General features: G+C 62.7%; 16 protein-coding genes. 8 read left to right on the top strand and 8 right to left on the bottom strand.

Annotated features, from left to right (window positions below; all coding sequences use genetic code 11):
- The first annotated feature begins 28 nt into the window (after positions 1-28).
- Complete coding sequence (locus KYT97_RS06755) at positions 29-1,132, top strand: branched-chain amino acid aminotransferase (RefSeq protein WP_033231041.1); 1,104 nt, start codon at positions 29-31, stop codon at positions 1,130-1,132.
- A gap of 91 nt (positions 1,133-1,223) precedes the next feature.
- Here KYT97_RS06755 and KYT97_RS06750 read toward each other — a convergent pair whose 3' ends face one another.
- Genes KYT97_RS06750 through KYT97_RS06735 form a run of 4 tightly spaced genes read right to left on the bottom strand, consistent with a single transcriptional unit; the run spans position 1,224 to position 4,390 of the window.
- The gene (locus tag KYT97_RS06750; RefSeq protein WP_172936117.1) at positions 1,224-1,991 is read right to left on the bottom strand and encodes an adenosylcobinamide-GDP ribazoletransferase; all 768 of its coding nucleotides are present in this window, start codon (positions 1,989-1,991) and stop codon (positions 1,224-1,226) included.
- Positions 1,992-1,993: 2 nt separating this feature from the next.
- Positions 1,994-3,148, bottom strand: a complete 1,155-nt coding sequence (gene cobT, locus KYT97_RS06745; protein ID WP_045070332.1) for a nicotinate-nucleotide--dimethylbenzimidazole phosphoribosyltransferase — start codon at positions 3,146-3,148, stop codon at positions 1,994-1,996.
- Between the two features lie 31 nt (positions 3,149-3,179).
- Positions 3,180-3,731 carry a bifunctional adenosylcobinamide kinase/adenosylcobinamide-phosphate guanylyltransferase gene (gene cobU, locus KYT97_RS06740; protein ID WP_245006044.1) on the bottom strand — a complete coding sequence of 184 codons (552 nt, stop codon included), beginning with the start codon at positions 3,729-3,731 and terminating at the stop codon, positions 3,180-3,182.
- A gap of 2 nt (positions 3,732-3,733) precedes the next feature.
- Positions 3,734-4,390: a DUF3043 domain-containing protein gene (locus tag KYT97_RS06735; protein WP_045070330.1), complete on the bottom strand. Its 657-nt coding sequence runs from the start codon at positions 4,388-4,390 to the stop codon at positions 3,734-3,736.
- Between the two features lie 101 nt (positions 4,391-4,491).
- Between KYT97_RS06735 and KYT97_RS06730 the strand changes: the two genes are divergently transcribed.
- From KYT97_RS06730 to KYT97_RS06720, 3 genes are all read left to right on the top strand, one after another.
- Complete coding sequence (locus tag KYT97_RS06730) at positions 4,492-5,553, top strand: glycerate kinase family protein (RefSeq protein ID WP_219111952.1); 1,062 nt, start codon at positions 4,492-4,494, stop codon at positions 5,551-5,553.
- 143 nt (positions 5,554-5,696) lie between these two features.
- Positions 5,697-6,047, top strand: a complete 351-nt coding sequence (locus KYT97_RS06725) for a HesB/IscA family protein (protein WP_033231036.1) — start codon at positions 5,697-5,699, stop codon at positions 6,045-6,047.
- 118 nt (positions 6,048-6,165) lie between these two features.
- Positions 6,166-7,140 carry a carbohydrate kinase family protein gene (locus KYT97_RS06720; protein WP_033231035.1) on the top strand — a complete coding sequence of 325 codons (975 nt, stop codon included), beginning with the start codon at positions 6,166-6,168 and terminating at the stop codon, positions 7,138-7,140.
- A gap of 69 nt (positions 7,141-7,209) precedes the next feature.
- Here KYT97_RS06720 and asnB read toward each other — a convergent pair whose 3' ends face one another.
- Positions 7,210-9,135, bottom strand: coding sequence for an asparagine synthase (glutamine-hydrolyzing) (asnB, locus tag KYT97_RS06715; protein ID WP_045070326.1), 1,926 nt, complete (start codon positions 9,133-9,135; stop codon positions 7,210-7,212).
- A gap of 321 nt (positions 9,136-9,456) precedes the next feature.
- Here asnB and ctaC point away from each other — a divergent pair, with 321 nt between their 5' ends.
- From ctaC to KYT97_RS06695, 4 genes are all read left to right on the top strand, one after another.
- Positions 9,457-10,521 carry an aa3-type cytochrome oxidase subunit II gene (gene ctaC / locus KYT97_RS06710; RefSeq protein ID WP_033231033.1) on the top strand — a complete coding sequence of 355 codons (1,065 nt, stop codon included), beginning with the start codon at positions 9,457-9,459 and terminating at the stop codon, positions 10,519-10,521.
- Positions 10,522-10,560: 39 nt separating this feature from the next.
- The gene (locus tag KYT97_RS06705) at positions 10,561-10,977 is read left to right on the top strand and encodes a cytochrome c oxidase subunit 4 (RefSeq protein ID WP_033231032.1); all 417 of its coding nucleotides are present in this window, start codon (positions 10,561-10,563) and stop codon (positions 10,975-10,977) included.
- A gap of 109 nt (positions 10,978-11,086) precedes the next feature.
- The gene (locus KYT97_RS06700; protein WP_033231031.1) at positions 11,087-11,395 is read left to right on the top strand and encodes an antibiotic biosynthesis monooxygenase family protein; all 309 of its coding nucleotides are present in this window, start codon (positions 11,087-11,089) and stop codon (positions 11,393-11,395) included.
- Positions 11,392-12,366 (top strand): helix-turn-helix transcriptional regulator, encoded by a 975-nt coding sequence (locus KYT97_RS06695; protein ID WP_033231030.1) that lies wholly within the window; start codon positions 11,392-11,394, stop codon positions 12,364-12,366. The genes KYT97_RS06700 and KYT97_RS06695 overlap by 4 nt, the downstream gene beginning before the upstream one ends.
- Positions 12,367-12,449: 83 nt before the next feature.
- Here the strand turns inward: KYT97_RS06695 and qcrB are convergent, their stop codons facing one another.
- From qcrB to qcrC, 3 genes are read right to left on the bottom strand one after another with little or no spacing between them, the layout of a single operon-like run.
- Positions 12,450-14,072, bottom strand: a complete 1,623-nt coding sequence (gene qcrB / locus KYT97_RS06690) for a cytochrome bc1 complex cytochrome b subunit (RefSeq protein ID WP_204369004.1) — start codon at positions 14,070-14,072, stop codon at positions 12,450-12,452.
- A 59-nt stretch (positions 14,073-14,131) separates the two neighbouring features.
- Positions 14,132-15,274 carry a cytochrome bc1 complex Rieske iron-sulfur subunit gene (qcrA, locus tag KYT97_RS06685; protein ID WP_033231028.1) on the bottom strand — a complete coding sequence of 381 codons (1,143 nt, stop codon included), beginning with the start codon at positions 15,272-15,274 and terminating at the stop codon, positions 14,132-14,134.
- Positions 15,271-16,122: a cytochrome bc1 complex diheme cytochrome c subunit gene (qcrC, locus tag KYT97_RS06680; protein WP_080711563.1), complete on the bottom strand. Its 852-nt coding sequence runs from the start codon at positions 16,120-16,122 to the stop codon at positions 15,271-15,273. Before qcrC ends, qcrA begins: the two co-directional genes overlap by 4 nt.
- Between the last annotated feature and the right edge of the window lie 13 nt (positions 16,123-16,135).

Raw genomic sequence — 16,135 nt, 5'->3', positions numbered from 1 at the left:
ATTGTGCGCGTTCGATAGGATTGCCGCCATGACTGGTGCCGCCAATTTCGTTCGTGTCCAGAGCTCGACCCCGAAGTCCGACGCCGAGCGCCGCGACATCTTGGCGGCGCCCGGTTTCGGGAAGTACTTCACCGATCACATGGTCTCCATCGATTACGCCGAGGGTAAGGGCTGGCATAACGGTCAGGTGTTGCCGTATGGAAACATCGAGCTCGACCCTGCGGCGATGGTCCTGCACTACGGTCAGGCCATCTTCGAAGGGCTCAAGGCTTACCGCCAGCCGAGCGGCGACATCAGCTCCTTCCGCGTCGAGGCCAACGCCGAGCGGTTCGGGGCTTCGGCCCGTCGCCTCGCGATGCCCGAGTTGCCGACCGAGATGTTCGTGGACTCCATCACCGAGCTGGTCGACGTCGACATCGAGTGGGTTCCGGCAGCGGGCGGCGAAGACGCCTTGTACCTGCGTCCGTTCATGTTCTCGACCGAAGCCGGCCTCGGTGTGCGTCCCGCCAAGGAATACCGCTACCTGCTGATTGCATCACCTGCCGGCGCGTACTTCCCGCGTGGCGTCAAGCCGGTCAGTGTGTGGCTGTCCACTGAATACGTGCGCGCAGCGCCCGGCGGAACGGGCGCTGCCAAGTTCGCAGGCAACTACGCAGCTTCACTCCTGGCCCAGGCTCAGGCTGCTGACGAAGGCTGCGACCAGGTGGTGTGGCTCGACGCCATCGAGCGCACGTATGTCGAGGAAATGGGAGGCATGAATCTGTTCTTCGTCTTCGGTTCCGGCCCCGATGCTCGCCTTGTCACTCCGTCGCTCTCAGGTTCGTTGTTGCCCGGTATCACCCGTAACTCACTGCTGACACTGGCAGCCGATTCGGGCTTTGCCGTCGAAGAGCGCAAGATCAGCACCGACGAGTGGCGCACCAAGTGCAAGAGCGGCGAGATTACCGAGGTATTCGCTTGCGGCACAGCGGCAGTCATCACGCCGGTCGGTCGCGTCAAGTCCGCCGAGGGTGAATTCACCATCGCTGACGGTGAGCCCGGCGAGGTCACCATGGCGCTGCGCGACACCCTCACCGGCATTCAGCGTGGCACGTTTGCCGACACCCACGGCTGGATGACCAAGCTTCACTAGTTCATTGCTCGCGCGGCGAGACGACTTCATTGCTCGCGCGGCGAGACGACGGCAGAAGAAACGCCGTAATCTCGTCGCGCGCAGCGATCGTTCAGATTCCGAGAGTTAGCCCGACGGCAGTGATCGTGACCGTCAATTCCAGTGCAAATCCGAGAACATCACCGTTGAGGCCACCGAACCGGCGGACGCAATGACGCACGCAGACAACGCTGATCAGTAGCGCAACGGCGGCGACAAGTGGTCCGAGCCACCATCGGTCTGTCACCAGAACCGACGCGGCAAGCAGGGGAGCGGTCCAGGCGGCAGCCGCCCACCACGGCTGCGAATCGGCAACCAGCGCACCGAATCCGGTAGTGCTCGACGCGGGAATCCCTCGGCGGCAGGCAAAAACGACGGCAACTCGTCCCGCGGCGACGGCGACAACCACGCCTGCCCACTGGGTGGGAGAGTCTGCTGCAGCCAAAACGCCGAACGATACTGCTTGCAGCCCAAGGAATATGAACAGCGCGGCCACCCCGAACGGCCCCGCGCCGCCACTGTGCATGACCTCTCGTGCTCGCTCAGGGGGGCCGTAGCACCCCAAGCCGTCGACGGTGTCGGTGAGGCCGTCGACGTGCATGCCGCGGGTTCCCAGTGCGATCGCGCCCACTGTCAGTAGGCCCGCAAGATAGGGGTTGAGACCGATACCGGTCGCGCCCCACAAAATTGCGACGGCAAAGGCTCCGAGCGCGATCCCGGTGAGGGGCGCGGCCGCGATTGCGCGCCGACCAGCGGTGCGGTTGATGTCGGACGGACCGCGTACCGGCAGTATCGTCAGCCAGGAAAATGCCAGTGGCACACCGGAAAGCGCGCCGGCCACGGTCAGTCCGCCGTGTCTGTCTTGGTGAGCTCGACCGCCTCGGGTTCGGCGGCGGGCTTGCTGCCCTCGGTGCTCACGCCCGCTTCGCTGAACGTAGCCATCTTCGCGAGGATGGCCACCGCACCCTGCAGGATCGGCAGCGCTGTCACCGCGCCGGAGCCTTCGCCGAGTCGCATGTCGAATTCGACGATCGGGGTCAATCCCATGCGCGTCAAGGCAATGGTGTGTGCTGGTTCGGTGGAGCGGTGTCCGGCCACCCACCAGTCCCGGGCACCGAAAGCCAACTCGTCCGCAGCCATGGCCGCAGCGGTCACGACAACGCCGTCGAGGATGACGGGAGTGCGACGCGACGCTGCCTGGGCGAGGAAGCCGGCCATCGCGGCAAGATCTGCGCCGGAAACCGTTCGTAGCAGTGCGACGGTATCGCGGACGTGCGGCCGGGCGCGGCGCAGTGCGTCGCGGATGGCTGCGGTCTTGCGGATCCAGCCTGCGTCGTCGATGCCGGTGCCGCGGCCGACTGCTGCGACGGGCTCTGTGTCTGTCAGTGCCGCGATCAGTACCGTGGCGGGCGTCGTGTTGCCGATGCCCATGTCGCCGGCAATGAGAAGGTCTGCGCCCCCGTCGATTTCCTCGTCGGCAATAGCTCGGCCGGCTGCGATGGCCTGCAGAGTTTCCTCATGGGTGAGGGCGTCTTCGCGATCGATCGAACCGGAGGAACGGCGCACCTTGTAGTTCGAGACCGCAGGATCGGTATCCACTTCCACCGCGATGTCGACAACGCGCACGGTTGCGCCGGCAACCTCGGCGAGTACGTTCACCGCTGCGCCGCCGCCGAGGAAGTTGGCAACCATCTGCGCGGTAACTTCAGGTGGATAGGCAGATACGCCGTTGCGGGCGATGCCGTGGTCGCCCGCGAACACGACCACGCGGGGACGGGCGAAAGCATGTGGGGGACAAACACCTTGGCAGGCTGCAGCCCAGCCGGCCAGTGCTTCCAGTCGGCCAAGCGATCCGGCGGGCTTGGTGAGGTCGAGCTGGCGAGCATCGGCGAGAGCCCGAACGTCGCGATCCGGCGGAGTAACCGGCTCGAACTCCGCGTTACTGACAGCCGCGCTACTGACAGCCGCGCTACTGGTGGAGTTCGCTTCGGTGCTCACTTCGTGCCTTCCGGTTGTGCAACAGTAAATTTCACGCTGAGGGCTCTTTCAAGACGAGTGGTAGTCCTGCGACCACCAGCACAACACGATCGCACACCGCTGCGACGCGGGCATTGAGCGAGCCGATTTCGTCGCGGAACAACCGGCCCGATCGGGTTTCCGGAATGACTGCCAAGCCGACTTCCGGGCTGACCAGGACCAGTGATCCGCGGTAGTCGCGCACACTCTCGATCAGCGCATCGACCGCGGGCGTGATGGTGCCGCGCGGTGCCTCCCAGGCACCGCGTCGATCGAACTCGCCGGTCAGCCAGGTACCGAGATCATCGACCAGGGTATCCGTCGAATTGTCGTTGCGGAGCGTGCGCTCGAGATCGCCATCAGCCGCAGTTTCGACGGTCGACCAGTGCGCCGGTCGCCGGACGCGGTGCTGGTCGATGCGGCTTTCCCAGTCGGTGTCGGTGTGGTCGCGCCGGGCTGTGGCGACGTAGCGAACCGGCGATCCGGGAGAAAACAAAGCCTCGGCGTGCGCGGACTTACCAGACCGCGCGCCGCCGAGGACCAGAGTTCTGACAGGGTTCGACACGCTCAGATTGCGTCGCCGGGTCCCACGCGAGGCTTCGGTGCGCGAAGTTTGCGGATCTGCGACGCGCGGACAAACGCGTACCAGCCGAGCTTGAACCCTCCGTCGGTGCTCTCGGGGAAGCGCTCCGCGACGCGGTTGTTGATCATGCGTCCGAGCCAGATGCCTTCACCGACCATGAACAGCATCATCACGAGCATGGCGAGCGTGACAATCGCCTGCAGCTGCGGCGTCACGAACATCGTCATGATCAGGACGAGGGCCAGCGGCATGAACAGGCCGACGAGATTGCGGCGGGCGTCGATGAAATCGCGAACGTACGCGCGGACGGGTCCCTTGTCGCGGGGGAGGAGGTACTTGTCCTCACCGGCGAGCATGCGCGCGCGACGGTCTGCCGACGATGCACGGCGCTCGGCAGCTTCGACTTTGCGCTCCTCCTTGGAGCCGCGTGTCGCTTTTCGGCGTGCGCGGGCTTCCTTGGACGTCAGCGGAGCGGGCGCGACCGGTCCGCGCTTCTTGGCTTCGGCGTCGCGACGCTTGGGTGTGGGGCGACCCTTGCCCACCTGCTCGGTGGACGCCTCGTCAGAGGCTGAGGACGCCTCAGTGACCTCGACGTCATTTTTGTCGGAGTTGTCTGAGTCACCGCGGCGTAGCAATTTCACCCCTCCAGGCTATTGGATAAGTGCGTCCTCTGGGAAACCGACCTCGGTATTTCTGCTGATTGTGAAACATCGGCGACACCGACCGCCCCTACACTTCGCCCATGCGGGTAATTGTTGCTCCTGACTCCTTCGGTGACACCTTGACTGCTACCGCCGCCGCACACGCGATTTCCGACGGTTGGGGACGGGCGCGATCCGGCGACGAGATCATCTGCGCACCACAGTCCGACGGTGGCCCCGGATTTGTCGATGCACTGGCAGTTTCTGGTGGTGAGATCCGGAATGCGCATGTCTCCGGCCCACTGACCACTCCGGTTGATGCACGTTGGCTCCTCGACTCGGACACCGCATACATCGAGTCCGCTCAGGCCTGTGGACTTGCCCTACTCGGCGGCCCGCCAACCAGGGAGAGTGCACTCGCGGCGCACAGCCGTGGTGTCGGAGACTTGATCGTCGAAGCCCTGGACGCGGGTGCGACGAAGATCGTGATCGGCCTCGGTGGGAGTTGTTGCACAGACGGTGGACGCGGGCTTGTCGACGCATTGGGCGGGGTGCAGGCTGCCCGCGCCGCACTCCGAGGCGTCGAACTGGTCGCTGCCACCGACGTCGAGAACCCACTATTGGGCGAGATCGGCGCGGCCGGGGTATTCGGACCGCAAAAAGGAGCAGACGGAAGTGCTGTCGAGATCCTGGAACAACGGAACCGGGAGTGGGCGTCGACTCTGGGGAGTGGAGCCGGCCGATCCGTGGCGGAGTTGCCCGGTGCGGGCGCGGCCGGAGGAATCGGCGCCGCGCTCTTCGCTCTGGGCGGTGACCGCCGCTCCGGTGCGGAAGTGGTGGCGGAGCGGACACGTCAGGCGGAACTTCTCGAGTCCGCCGACCTGGTCATCACCGGCGAAGGAAAATTCGACAGCCAGTCACTGCGCGGAAAACTGGTCACATCCCTCGCCGCCGCAAGTGCGTCGTACGGCGTCCCGACGCTTGTTCTGGCCGGTCAGGTCGAACTCTCGGCGTCCGACTACGAGAGGTTCGGGATAGTCGGCGCGGAATCCGTCACCGACTTCGCCGGATCGATCGAGGACGCCATGCGCGACGCATCGATCCACCTGCGCGGACTGGCCGAAGAGACAGCGCGCGAGTGGAGCATCTGGCGACGCGGGTGAACGCTGCCGAGGCGTCGTTGCCGACGGGCGTGGAAAGGTTAGGATGAAGACGAATCGCACACGGTAGTGAACTGGCGGGAATAAGTCGGCAGAGGCGTACCGTTGAAGCGTTCACGGGTTGGTATGAACATTAGGGAGAGCCCATGACTGTGCAGAACGAGACCGCCACCCACGGCGTCACGATGACCGAGTCCGCGTCCGCGAAGGCGAAGGCACTCTTCGATCAGGAAGGTCGCGACGACCTCGCACTGCGTATTGCAGTGCAGCCGGGCGGCTGTGCCGGACTGAAGTACCAGCTGTTCTTCGACGACCGGAGCCTCGACGGCGACCTCACCGTCAACTTCAACGGCGTCAACCTGGTTGTCGACCGGATGAGTGCCCCGTACGTCGAAGGTGCATCCATCGACTTCCTCGACACCATCGAGCAGCAGGGCTTCTCGATCGACAACCCCAACGCCACGGGCTCATGCGCCTGCGGCGACTCGTTCAACTGAGTCGAGTCGATCACAATTTCAGACATAACAACTGACGCGGAACCGGTAATCGGTTCCGCGTCAGTTGTATGAATTCTTCATTCAACGTCCACTCACTTTCGCTGAAAGGCCTCGATCCGTGACTATTGCGGTAACCGGTTCCATTGCCACCGACCATCTGATGCGTTTCCCCGGCCGCTTCGCGGATCAGCTGCTCGCCGACCAGCTTGCGCATATCTCGCTCAGCTTCCTGGTGGACGACCTCGTGATTCGTCGCGGTGGAGTCGGTGGAAACATCGCGTACGCGATGGGTGTTCTCGGTGGATCGCCGCTGCTGGTCGGCGCGGTGGGCGCCGACTTCGCCGAGTACCGCACCTGGCTCGAGGACAACGGCGTCGATTGCAGCGCGGTCCGGATCTCCGACAAGGCGCACACTGCGCGTTTTGTGTGCACCACGGACGAGGACATGGCCCAGATCGCCTCGTTCTACCCCGGAGCGATGAGCGAAGCCCGTGAAATCGATCTCGCGTCGGTAGCCAAGACGGCCGGTGCCCTCGATCTGGTTCTGATCGGTGCAAACGATCCCGAGGCCATGGTCCGCCACACCGACGAATGCCGCGAGCTCGGAATTCCGTTTGCCGCCGATCCGTCGCAGCAGCTTGCACGCCTGTCGGGAGAGGAAGCCAAGGCACTCATCCACGGTGCCAAGTATCTCTTCACCAACGAATACGAGTGGGGACTCCTCCAGCAGAAGACGGGCCTGAGCGAGGAGGAGATTCGCGCACAGGTGGGTATCCGCGTCACGACGCTCGGCTCGAAGGGTGTCGAAATCGTTGACGCCGAGGGCAATTGGGTACGCGTCGACGTGGTGCCCGAAACCGGCAAGGTTGATCCGACTGGTGTCGGCGACGCCTTCCGTGCAGGTTTCCTGCTTGCCCACGGCGCGGGTCTGAGCTTCGAGCGCGCCGCGCAGTTGGGTTCACTCGTGGCTGTGCTGGTCCTCGAGACCGTCGGAACGCAGGAGTGGGTCTTCAATCGCGACGAGGCGCTCAAGCGTCTCACCGACGCCTACGGCAGCGCCGCCGCAGACGAGATCGCAACGATTCTTCCCTAGGGGGCTACGCCCCCCTGTGCGCCTTTCTGGTAGTGCGAACTACCAGAAAGGCGCACAGGGCCGAAGGCCCTAGATGTTGACCGGGTACACCGGTTCCTGGATCTGCGGAACAATCCGCTTCTCCACGAAGATTCCGTGCCACACCATGAAGGTCAGCACGGTCCACAGACGACGGCTGTGATCGGAAACGCCGTCGCGGTGGTCGTTGAGCATCTTCACGACCGCTGCCTTGTCGAAGATGTGATCGGTGCCGGACTCGGCAATCTGCAGATGTGCCCAGTCGAACAGTTCGGTTCCGCGCAGCCAGTGGCGCAGCGGTACGGGGAATCCGAGCTTCGCGCGATGCAGAACATGATGCGGCACAATGCCTTCGAGGGCCTGACGCAGCGCGTACTTCGTGGTGTCCTTGGTGATCTTCTGATCCAACGGCACCCGCGACGCGACGTCGAACACCTCGTTGTCGAGGAACGGCACTCGCAGTTCGAGTGAGTTCGCCATCGTGACCTTGTCAGCTTTGACGAGGATGTCGCCGCGAAGCCAGGTGAACAGGTCCAGGTGCTGCATACGGGCAACCGGATCCCAATCGCGAGACTGCGCGTAGATCGGCGCTGTGACGTCCTGATGCGTCCACTCCGGGCGGAAATCGCGCAGAACGGCGCGCAACTGGGCGTCGTTGAAGCTGCGCGCGTTGCCGTAGTACCGCTCTTCGAGGGTCAGCGAACCGCGGTTGAGCAGGCTCTTGCCGCGCGTGCCATCCGGGATTCGCTCGGACAACTTGCCGGCCGCCCGGCGCAACCCCTTTGGGAGGTACTCGAAAGGCTTCAGCGACAACGGTTCACGGTAGATCGTGTATCCGCCGAACAGTTCGTCCGCGCCCTCGCCGGACAGTACGACCTTGACGTGCTTGCGCGCTTCCTTCGCGATGAACCACAGGGGGATCAACGCGGGGTCCGCGACGGGGTCGTCGAGATACCAGACGATTTCGGGGATCGCGGCAGCGAACTCGGCGGGGGAGACCACCTTCACGATGTGCTTCGCGCCGATCGCGGCGGCCGACTCGGCCGCCACGTCGACCTCCGAGTAGCCCTCGCGCTCGAAACCGGTGGTGAAGGTTATGAGGTTCGGGTTGTGGCGCATGGCCAGCGCGGCGATCGCGGTGGAGTCGATACCGCCGGACAGGAACGAACCGACGGTCACGTCGGCACGCATGTGCTTGGCGACGGAGTCCTCGAGCGCCTCGGCGATTTCCTGGTAGCGAGCCTTCTCCGTGCCCGGCGCAAACGGCTTGGCCGGGAACTTGGGCGTGAAGTATCGCGTGATCTGCGGCTGCTCACCCGGACGCACCCGCGCGAAACTGCCGGATTCGAGCCGACGAATCTCCTTGTGCAGCGTTTCCGGCTCCGGAACGTACTGCAGGACCGTGTAGTGCTCGATCGCACGCGGATCCAATTCGGTGCCGATTCCGATCAGGTCGGTCAGCTCGAGCAGGCTCTTCTTCTCACTGCCGAACGCCGTGCCACCGGTGCCCGTCGCGATGAACAGCGGCTTGATGCCGAAGGGGTCGCGAGCGATGAACAGCTCGCGCGTATCGGTATCCCAGATCGCGAATGCAAACATTCCGCGAAGGCGTCGTACCGCGTCCTCGCCCCAGTAGTGGAACGCGGCGACGATGGCTTCGGAGTCGCCTTCGGTGAAGAACTTCGCGTCGTGATCCTTCGCGAGCTCCGCGCGGATCTCGAGGTAGTTGTAGATCTCACCGTTGAACGTCAGGGCATAACGCTCCGGATTCTCCGGCGGGCCCCAGCGCAGCGGCTGATGCGAGTGCGCGATGTCGATGATCGACAACCGATTGAAACCGAACACGAGATGGTCGTCGTGCCACGTCCCCTGTTCGTCGGGTCCGCGGTGACGCAGGCAGTGCAGTGCCTGGTCGACCTGTGCGACGGCGTCGTCGCTGGTTCCGCCAGATGTCAGTAGCCCGAGCAGTCCACACACAGCGTCCGGTTCCTCGATTCAGAATTTTTTATTGCAGAAGGCTCCCGGACGTAAGCATCGGGGAGAGGTCAACGAACTCTTCCTGGAAAGTATGCCGCAGATCCGTCTCTGCGCCGATCACAGACGAACGAATCGCAGTGATGTAGGTCGCTGACGATGCCTGACCTGTTCCTGAGCTGCGCCTGAGAGATTTGTGTGACGTCCGACGCGACACGGTGAAGGACCCGGGGATGGATACCGCCCACCTTTGGTCTACGCTGCGTAGTAATTGGGCCTTCCATTCGAGGTGCCCTAGTTGAATTTTGCGGCGATCAGGAAGGCGTGAACGTGGCGCAAGGTCGGATCCTTCGGCGAGCTGGGCTGGCAGTATCTTTGGGCATTGCTGCCTTGCTGCTGTCGGGTTGCTCCATCGACAATGAAGTGCTTCGTTTCGGGTGGCCTTCGGGCATCACTCCTGAAGCGACGCGCATGCGAGAACTGTGGACGTGGTCGGTTGTCGCCGCCCTCTTCATGGGTGTGCTGGTGTGGGGACTGGTCTTCTGGGCAGTTATCTTCCACCGTAAGAAGAAGGACTCACCGGAGTTCCCGCGTCAGACGGCATACAACGTGCCGCTCGAACTCGGTTACACGGCAGTTCCGTTTGTGATCATCGCGGTTCTGTTCTACTTCACCGTTGTCGTCCAGAACCATGTTCTCGAGCGCACGGAGAACCCGGACGTCGTCGTCGACGTCACTGCGTTCCAGTGGAACTGGAAGTTCGGTTACCGCTCCATCGAGTTCGGTGACGGTACCGCCAAGTACAACGGCATCGATCTCGAAGCCGAAGAGGCAGCCAAGGCCGAGGGCGCGACTGTCGACGCCCACGGCGAAGAGGTTCCCGGCCCGATCCACGGAAACAGCGTCCAGGATCTGAGCTACCTGCACTACGACAAGATCGAGACCGTCGGAACCAGCTCCGAGATCCCGATTCTCGTTCTTCCGACCGGCAAGCGCATCCAGTTCGAACTGGCCTCCTCCGACGTGATTCACGCGTTCTGGGTTCCCGAGTTCCTGTTCAAGCGCGACGTGATGCCGAACCCCAAGGAAAACCACTCCGACAACATCTTCCAGATCAGTGAGATCGAGAAGGAAGGCGCATTTGTCGGGCGCTGCGCCGAAATGTGCGGCACGTTCCACGCGATGATGAACTTCGAGGTCCGTGCGGTTTCGCCCGAGGACTTCGCCAAGTACATCGAACTGCGCAAGGGTGACGATCAGGGCAACGGCGGTCTGAGCACCGCTGAGGCATTGTCGGCAATCGGTCAGTCGCCGGTGGCTACGTCGACCACGCCGTTCAACACCGACCGCGAGTACCGTCAGGCAACAGTCGCCACCGCAGGCAACTGAGCCGGCCAGCCTCCTCACTGAACAAGGACAAGTGCTGATATGAAGATCGAAGCCAAGCTCTTCGAGATCCTGACGCTGTTTTTCATCCTCGTCGCGATCATCTACGGTGTGTTCACCGCTCTGTCCCGTACGGGAATCGAGTGGGCCGGACTCACGGCCATCGTTCTGTCTGCGGGCCTGACGCTCATCGTCGGAACCTACTTCCGCTTTGTCGCCCGTCGTCTGGACACTCGTCCCGAGGACTACGACGACGCTGAAATCTCGGATGGTTCAGGCGAGTTGGGCTTCTTCAGCCCCGGTAGCTTCTGGCCCATGCTGCTGGCTGCTTCGGCTGCCATTGCCGCGGTGTCACTGGCGTACTTCCAGCCCTGGATGATCGTGGTTGGAGTTGTCCTCATCATCGCGACCGCAGCCGGTCTGGTGTTCGAGTACCACGTCGGACCTGAGAAGCACTAGCACAAACGCTCTCGACAAAGAGGCGCCGAACCCTTCGCGGGGTTCGGCGCCTCTTGCGTTGGGGCGGGGGAGCGCAAGAGATCGCGTCGTCCTCTGCGACACTCGACACATGATCCTCGAACATGCACTGCTCCAGGTTGATCCGGCTCTGTCCGAAGAATTCGAGAAGGCGTTCGGTACAGCAAAGTCCATCATCTCCGCGGTGCCCGGCTTTATCCGTCTGCATCTCTCGCACTGCGTGGAATCGCCGCAGCAGTACCTACTGCTCGTGGAGTGGGAGAGCCTCGAAGCGCACACGGTGGGCTTCCGGCAGTCCGACGGCTACCAGCGGTGGCGCGAGCTTCTCCATCACTTCTACGACCCTTTCCCGGTTGTCGAGCACTACGAGACGGTGGTCGAGGAAGGGTCCCCGACATGAACCGAACTACCGAACTGGCAGAATTCCTCGACATCGCCTTACGTGGTCGGATCGAGAGCGTCGCCGAGCTTGCCGAAGTGACGGGCGGTTCGATGGATACGACCGAAAAGACAGTGGCGCGGCTCGAAGAGTTCGGATTCCTTTCTGTCGCAGACGGCGTCATCACCTACCGGCGCCCCGACGCCACCGTCGCCGATGTCACGCAGCACATCCTGGCCGGTGTGGCGCACGACCTCGAGTCCGGTATTGCCAGAACACAAGGGATACTCCAATCGCTTCCCAAGTTGTTGCAGGCCTGGGAGCACGGTGACTCCGATGTCCACGGTCTGCCCATCGACGTGATGCACGGGCCGTTTGCCGCCCCGGACATGTACAAAATTCAGGCTTCACGTTCGAAGCCCGTCGCGTCGTACGCATGTATGCCTGACACAGTGCCTCTGTACACGGTGCTGGCCGAGAAGAAGCCGGGCTCGTACTGGGAGGAAAACGGTGGTCCCAACCACGACATCCGTCTGATCGTCAGCACAGTCGACGCGAACACCGAGTTGGGGCGCAATCAGATCACGCATGAAATCAACGCAGGCTCCCAAGTTCGGATGCACCCGAATCCACCGAGTTTCTTCTGGATACTCGATCACACGAGTGTCGGAATCCCCTTCACTTGGGGAGAAGCGTGGCCGAGCAGCATGATGTCCATCCAGTCCCCGACACTGGCGGGCATCATGACTTGGATCTACCACCGGGTGTGGGAGGAAGCAGTACCGGTCGCTGACCACGGTCATTCGTGGGAGAACCCGTGGGATCCGATATTGAAACTGATGAATTCAGGCTTGACGATGGAATCCGCATCAATTGCCCTGGGATTGACTCCTAGGACGGGCAGGCGTCGGGTCGCCGACGCCATGCGTCATTACGGTGTGTCCAGTCAATTCTCACTCGGCGCTGCCTGGAGCGCCTCGCGCGGACACTAGCGCACGAAAAAGACACGGTCGCCGCAACCTCTCTTTCGAGAGTGTTGCGGCGACCGCGTCTTTTTCGTGTTGCTGCTGACGATCTAGTGGAGTTCTCCAGTGGAATCGTCGGCCTTGCCGTTGCCACTGCCATTGCCGTGGATGCGGTTCTGGTAGTCGAGCAGAATCTGAAGCTGCTCATGCTCACCGGCATGCTGTGCGGCTTCGAGAGCTGCGCTCTCCTCCACCGGGTCTGCCTTGGTGAGGCTGCCGGTGCCGGGCTTGCCGGCCAGGCCGAGCTTGTTCATCTTCTTCGGAACAGCTGCACCCTGGTACTCGAGGGGGATCGGGTGACCGTGATCGTCGACGGGTCCGAGCGGCTGGTGGATTTCGATGTACTGGCCGTTCGGCATCCGCTTGATGATGCCGGTTTCGATACCGTGCTCGAGCACTGCACGGTCACTGCGCTGCAAGCCGATGCAGAAGCGGTACGTCACGAAGTACGCGAGCGGCGGAAGCACGATCATGCCGATGCGGCCGATCCACGTCATTGCGTTCAACGAGATATGCAGGTGGTACGCGATGATGTCGTTGATGCACGAGATCGTCAGGACCGCGTAGAACGCGATAGCCATTGCACCGATTGCGGTACGAACCGGAACGTCGCGGGGACGCTGCAGGATGTTGTGGTGAGCGTCGTCTCCGGTGAGGCGCTTCTCGATCCACGGGTACGCGAACAGCATGGCGAAGACGAGGCCCATGATCAGGGCGACGGCAAACACTGCGGGGATCGTGTACCGGTCGAACAGGTAGATCTCCCAGGCGGGCCACAGTCGTGCGAGTCCGTCCGTCCACATCATGTAAATGTCAGGCTGAGAACCAGCGGAGACCTGAGATGGGTTGTACGGACCGATGTTCCACACGGGGTTGATCTGGAACAGACCACCGAGCAGTGCAAGCACGCCGAACGTGATGGCGAAGAATGCGCCACCCTTCATGGCGAAGACCGGAAGAATACGAACGCCGACGACGTTCTCTTCGGTACGGCCGGGGCCGGGGAACTGCGTGTGCTTCTGGTACCAGACCAGCGCGAGGTGGCCGGCGATCAGCGCGAGGATGATGCCAGGGAAGAGCAACACGTGAGCGACGTAGAGACGCGGGATGATGAGGTCGCCGGGGAAGTCACCGTCGAAGATCATCCAGTGCATCCAGGTGCCTACCACCGGGATACTCATCGTGATACCACCGAACGCGGCGCGGAGGCCGGTGCCGGAGAGCAGGTCGTCAGGAATGGTGTAACCGAAGAAGCCTTCGAACATCGCCAGGACCAGCAGCAAGCAGCCGATGACCCAGTTAGCTTCACGCGGGCGTCGGAACGCACCGGTGAAGAAGATACGTGCGAGGTGCACGATGATCGACGCGGCGAACATCAATGCGGCCCAGTGGTGAATCTGGCGTACGAAGAGACCGCCGCGAACCTCGAACGAGATGTTCAGGGTGGTCTCGTATGCGCGTGACATCGTCACACCACGAAGAGGCTGGTATGCGCCCTGGTAGGTGACGTGCGCCATCGACGGATCGAAGAACAGCGTCAGGAACACACCTGAGATGAGCAGGATCAGGAAGCTGTACAGCGCGATCTCGCCGAGCATGAAGGACCAGTGCGTCGGGAAGACCTTGTTGATCTGACGACGCATACCCGCTGCGAGGTGGTAGCGCGAGTCCATCGCCTCCGCTTGACCTGCTGCAGCAGCGGCGATCTTTGTCGGTTTTGTGGTGGTTGTGGTCACGGTCGACGCTCCCAAAATGCCGGGCCGAGTGCTTCGATGAAGTCACCGTCGGCGACTAGGAAGCCCTCTTCGTTCACTGTAATAGGCAACTGCGGAAGTGCGCGAGCAGCGGGACCGAAAATCGGCTTGCCGTACTGCAGTGCATCGAACTGCGACTGGTGGCAGGGGCAGAGAATACGGTTGCTCTGCTGTTCGTAGAGCGAGGTGGGGCAACCAAGGTGCGTGCAGATCTTCGAGTAGGCGAAGTAATCGCCGTAGTTGAAGCTCTCCTGGCCCTTGCGCTTGGTGACCCGCTCGGTGTCTTCCGTACGCAGACGGATGAGCATGACCGAGTTGCGGATACCGCGCAGCGCAGCGAGCAACGCGTGCTCGTCACCACGATCGGATTCACGGAACGGGAAGACCGTTTCCATGGAGCCGGCGTCGAGGTCCTCCGGGCGGACGAGAACGATGTCCTCGGGGCGTCCGGTGTCACGACGAAGGTAGATGGTCTCGCCGGGGTAGTTCGGGGTCCAGCCGGACACCCAGAGCGGAGACTCGTCGCCCTTGGCCCACGGGTTCTTGATGAGGCCGCCGAGAGGCATGATCATCATGACGCCGAGTGCGCCACCACCGAACATCAAGCTGCGCTTGATGGCCTTGCGGCGGGGGAAGGTGGACGTCTCCAACGTGTCACTGAGTTCGGCGACGATCGTCCGGCGGTCAACCTCAGCGGATCCACCGTCGTGGCGGTCCTGGATGGACACCTCTTCGGGGATGAACTTCTTGGTGAACTGGACCGCACCGATTCCGACACCGAGGATCGCGAGACCCATGGTCAGACCGATCAACGGTGTGTACAGGCTGTACTTGCCGTAGTTCTCGTCACCGGCGCCGGCGTACTGCCAGGGCCAGAACAAGTAGATCGCGATGAATGCGATCGCCGAGACGCCGGCGAGGCCGAACCAGAACGCAACATTGCGCTCGGCGCGCTTCTCTGCCTTGGTGCCTTCGACGGCCCAGCGGTCGCGACGGTAGACAACGTCGACGCCGTCGAGATTGGTGCCGAGGGTGACCAACTCGTCGCGAGTCATCGCTTCGAGTTCCTCATCCGTGTACTTCTTTGGCGTATCGCCGCCCTGCTGGCCAGCGTCGCTCATGACCTTGCTCCGATCCACAATGCTGCACCAACGACAGCGACGATTCCGGCGGCCCACATGAAGAGACCTTCAGAGGCCGGACCGATGCCGCCGAGACCGTAACCACCGGGGTTCTTGGCCTCTCCGGACGACTTCACGTAGGCGATGATGTCTTTCTTTTCCTCGATCGAGAGCTGACGATCGGAGAACTTCGGCATGTTCTGGGGGCCGGTGACCATAGCGGCATAGATCTGCTGCTCGTTGGCGGGGTCCAGGACCGGTGCGTACTTGCCCGAGGACAGTGCGCCACCGCGGCCGGTGAAGTTGTGGCAAGACGCGCAGTTCAGGCGGAACAGTTCGCTGCCTCGGCCGATGTCGCCACCGCGAAGCGAGGACTGAGCGATTTCGCCGTTCTCGTCACGAATGAGCGTCGGGCCGCCACCGTTGGCCTGGATGAAAGCACCCAGGGCATCGGTCTGTGCAGCGTCGAACTTGGGGTCCTTGCGCTGAGCCTGTGCCTCGTTGCGTGCTGCAGGCATACGACCGGTCGAAACCTGGAAGTACACTGCCGCCTCGCCGACACCGATCAGGCTGGGACCGCGGTCCGCGACACCCTGAAGGTTGGCTCCGTGGCACGTGATGCACGACGTGTCGTACAACTGCTTGCCTTCACGGATAAGCGCGGCTGAATCGTCGCTTGCAGTAGCGACCTGCGGAGCGGGTGTCAGTGCCGAGGCGAGGAAACCTGCGCTGATCAATCCCATCATCAGTACGAGCGCTCCGGTGACACGCCGGCGGATCTTCCGCTGGCGACGCGTCTTCGCGGCGGTCGCTGTTGTATCGGATGTGGGAGGGGGGGATGAACTCATCTGTATCCCTTTG

The sequence above is a fragment of the Rhodococcus globerulus genome (genome assembly GCF_019334125.1).
GTDB classification, from domain to species: Bacteria; Actinomycetota; Actinomycetes; order Mycobacteriales; family Mycobacteriaceae; genus Rhodococcus_F; species Rhodococcus_F globerula.
This window is presented reverse-complemented; position numbering and strand designations above follow the sequence as displayed.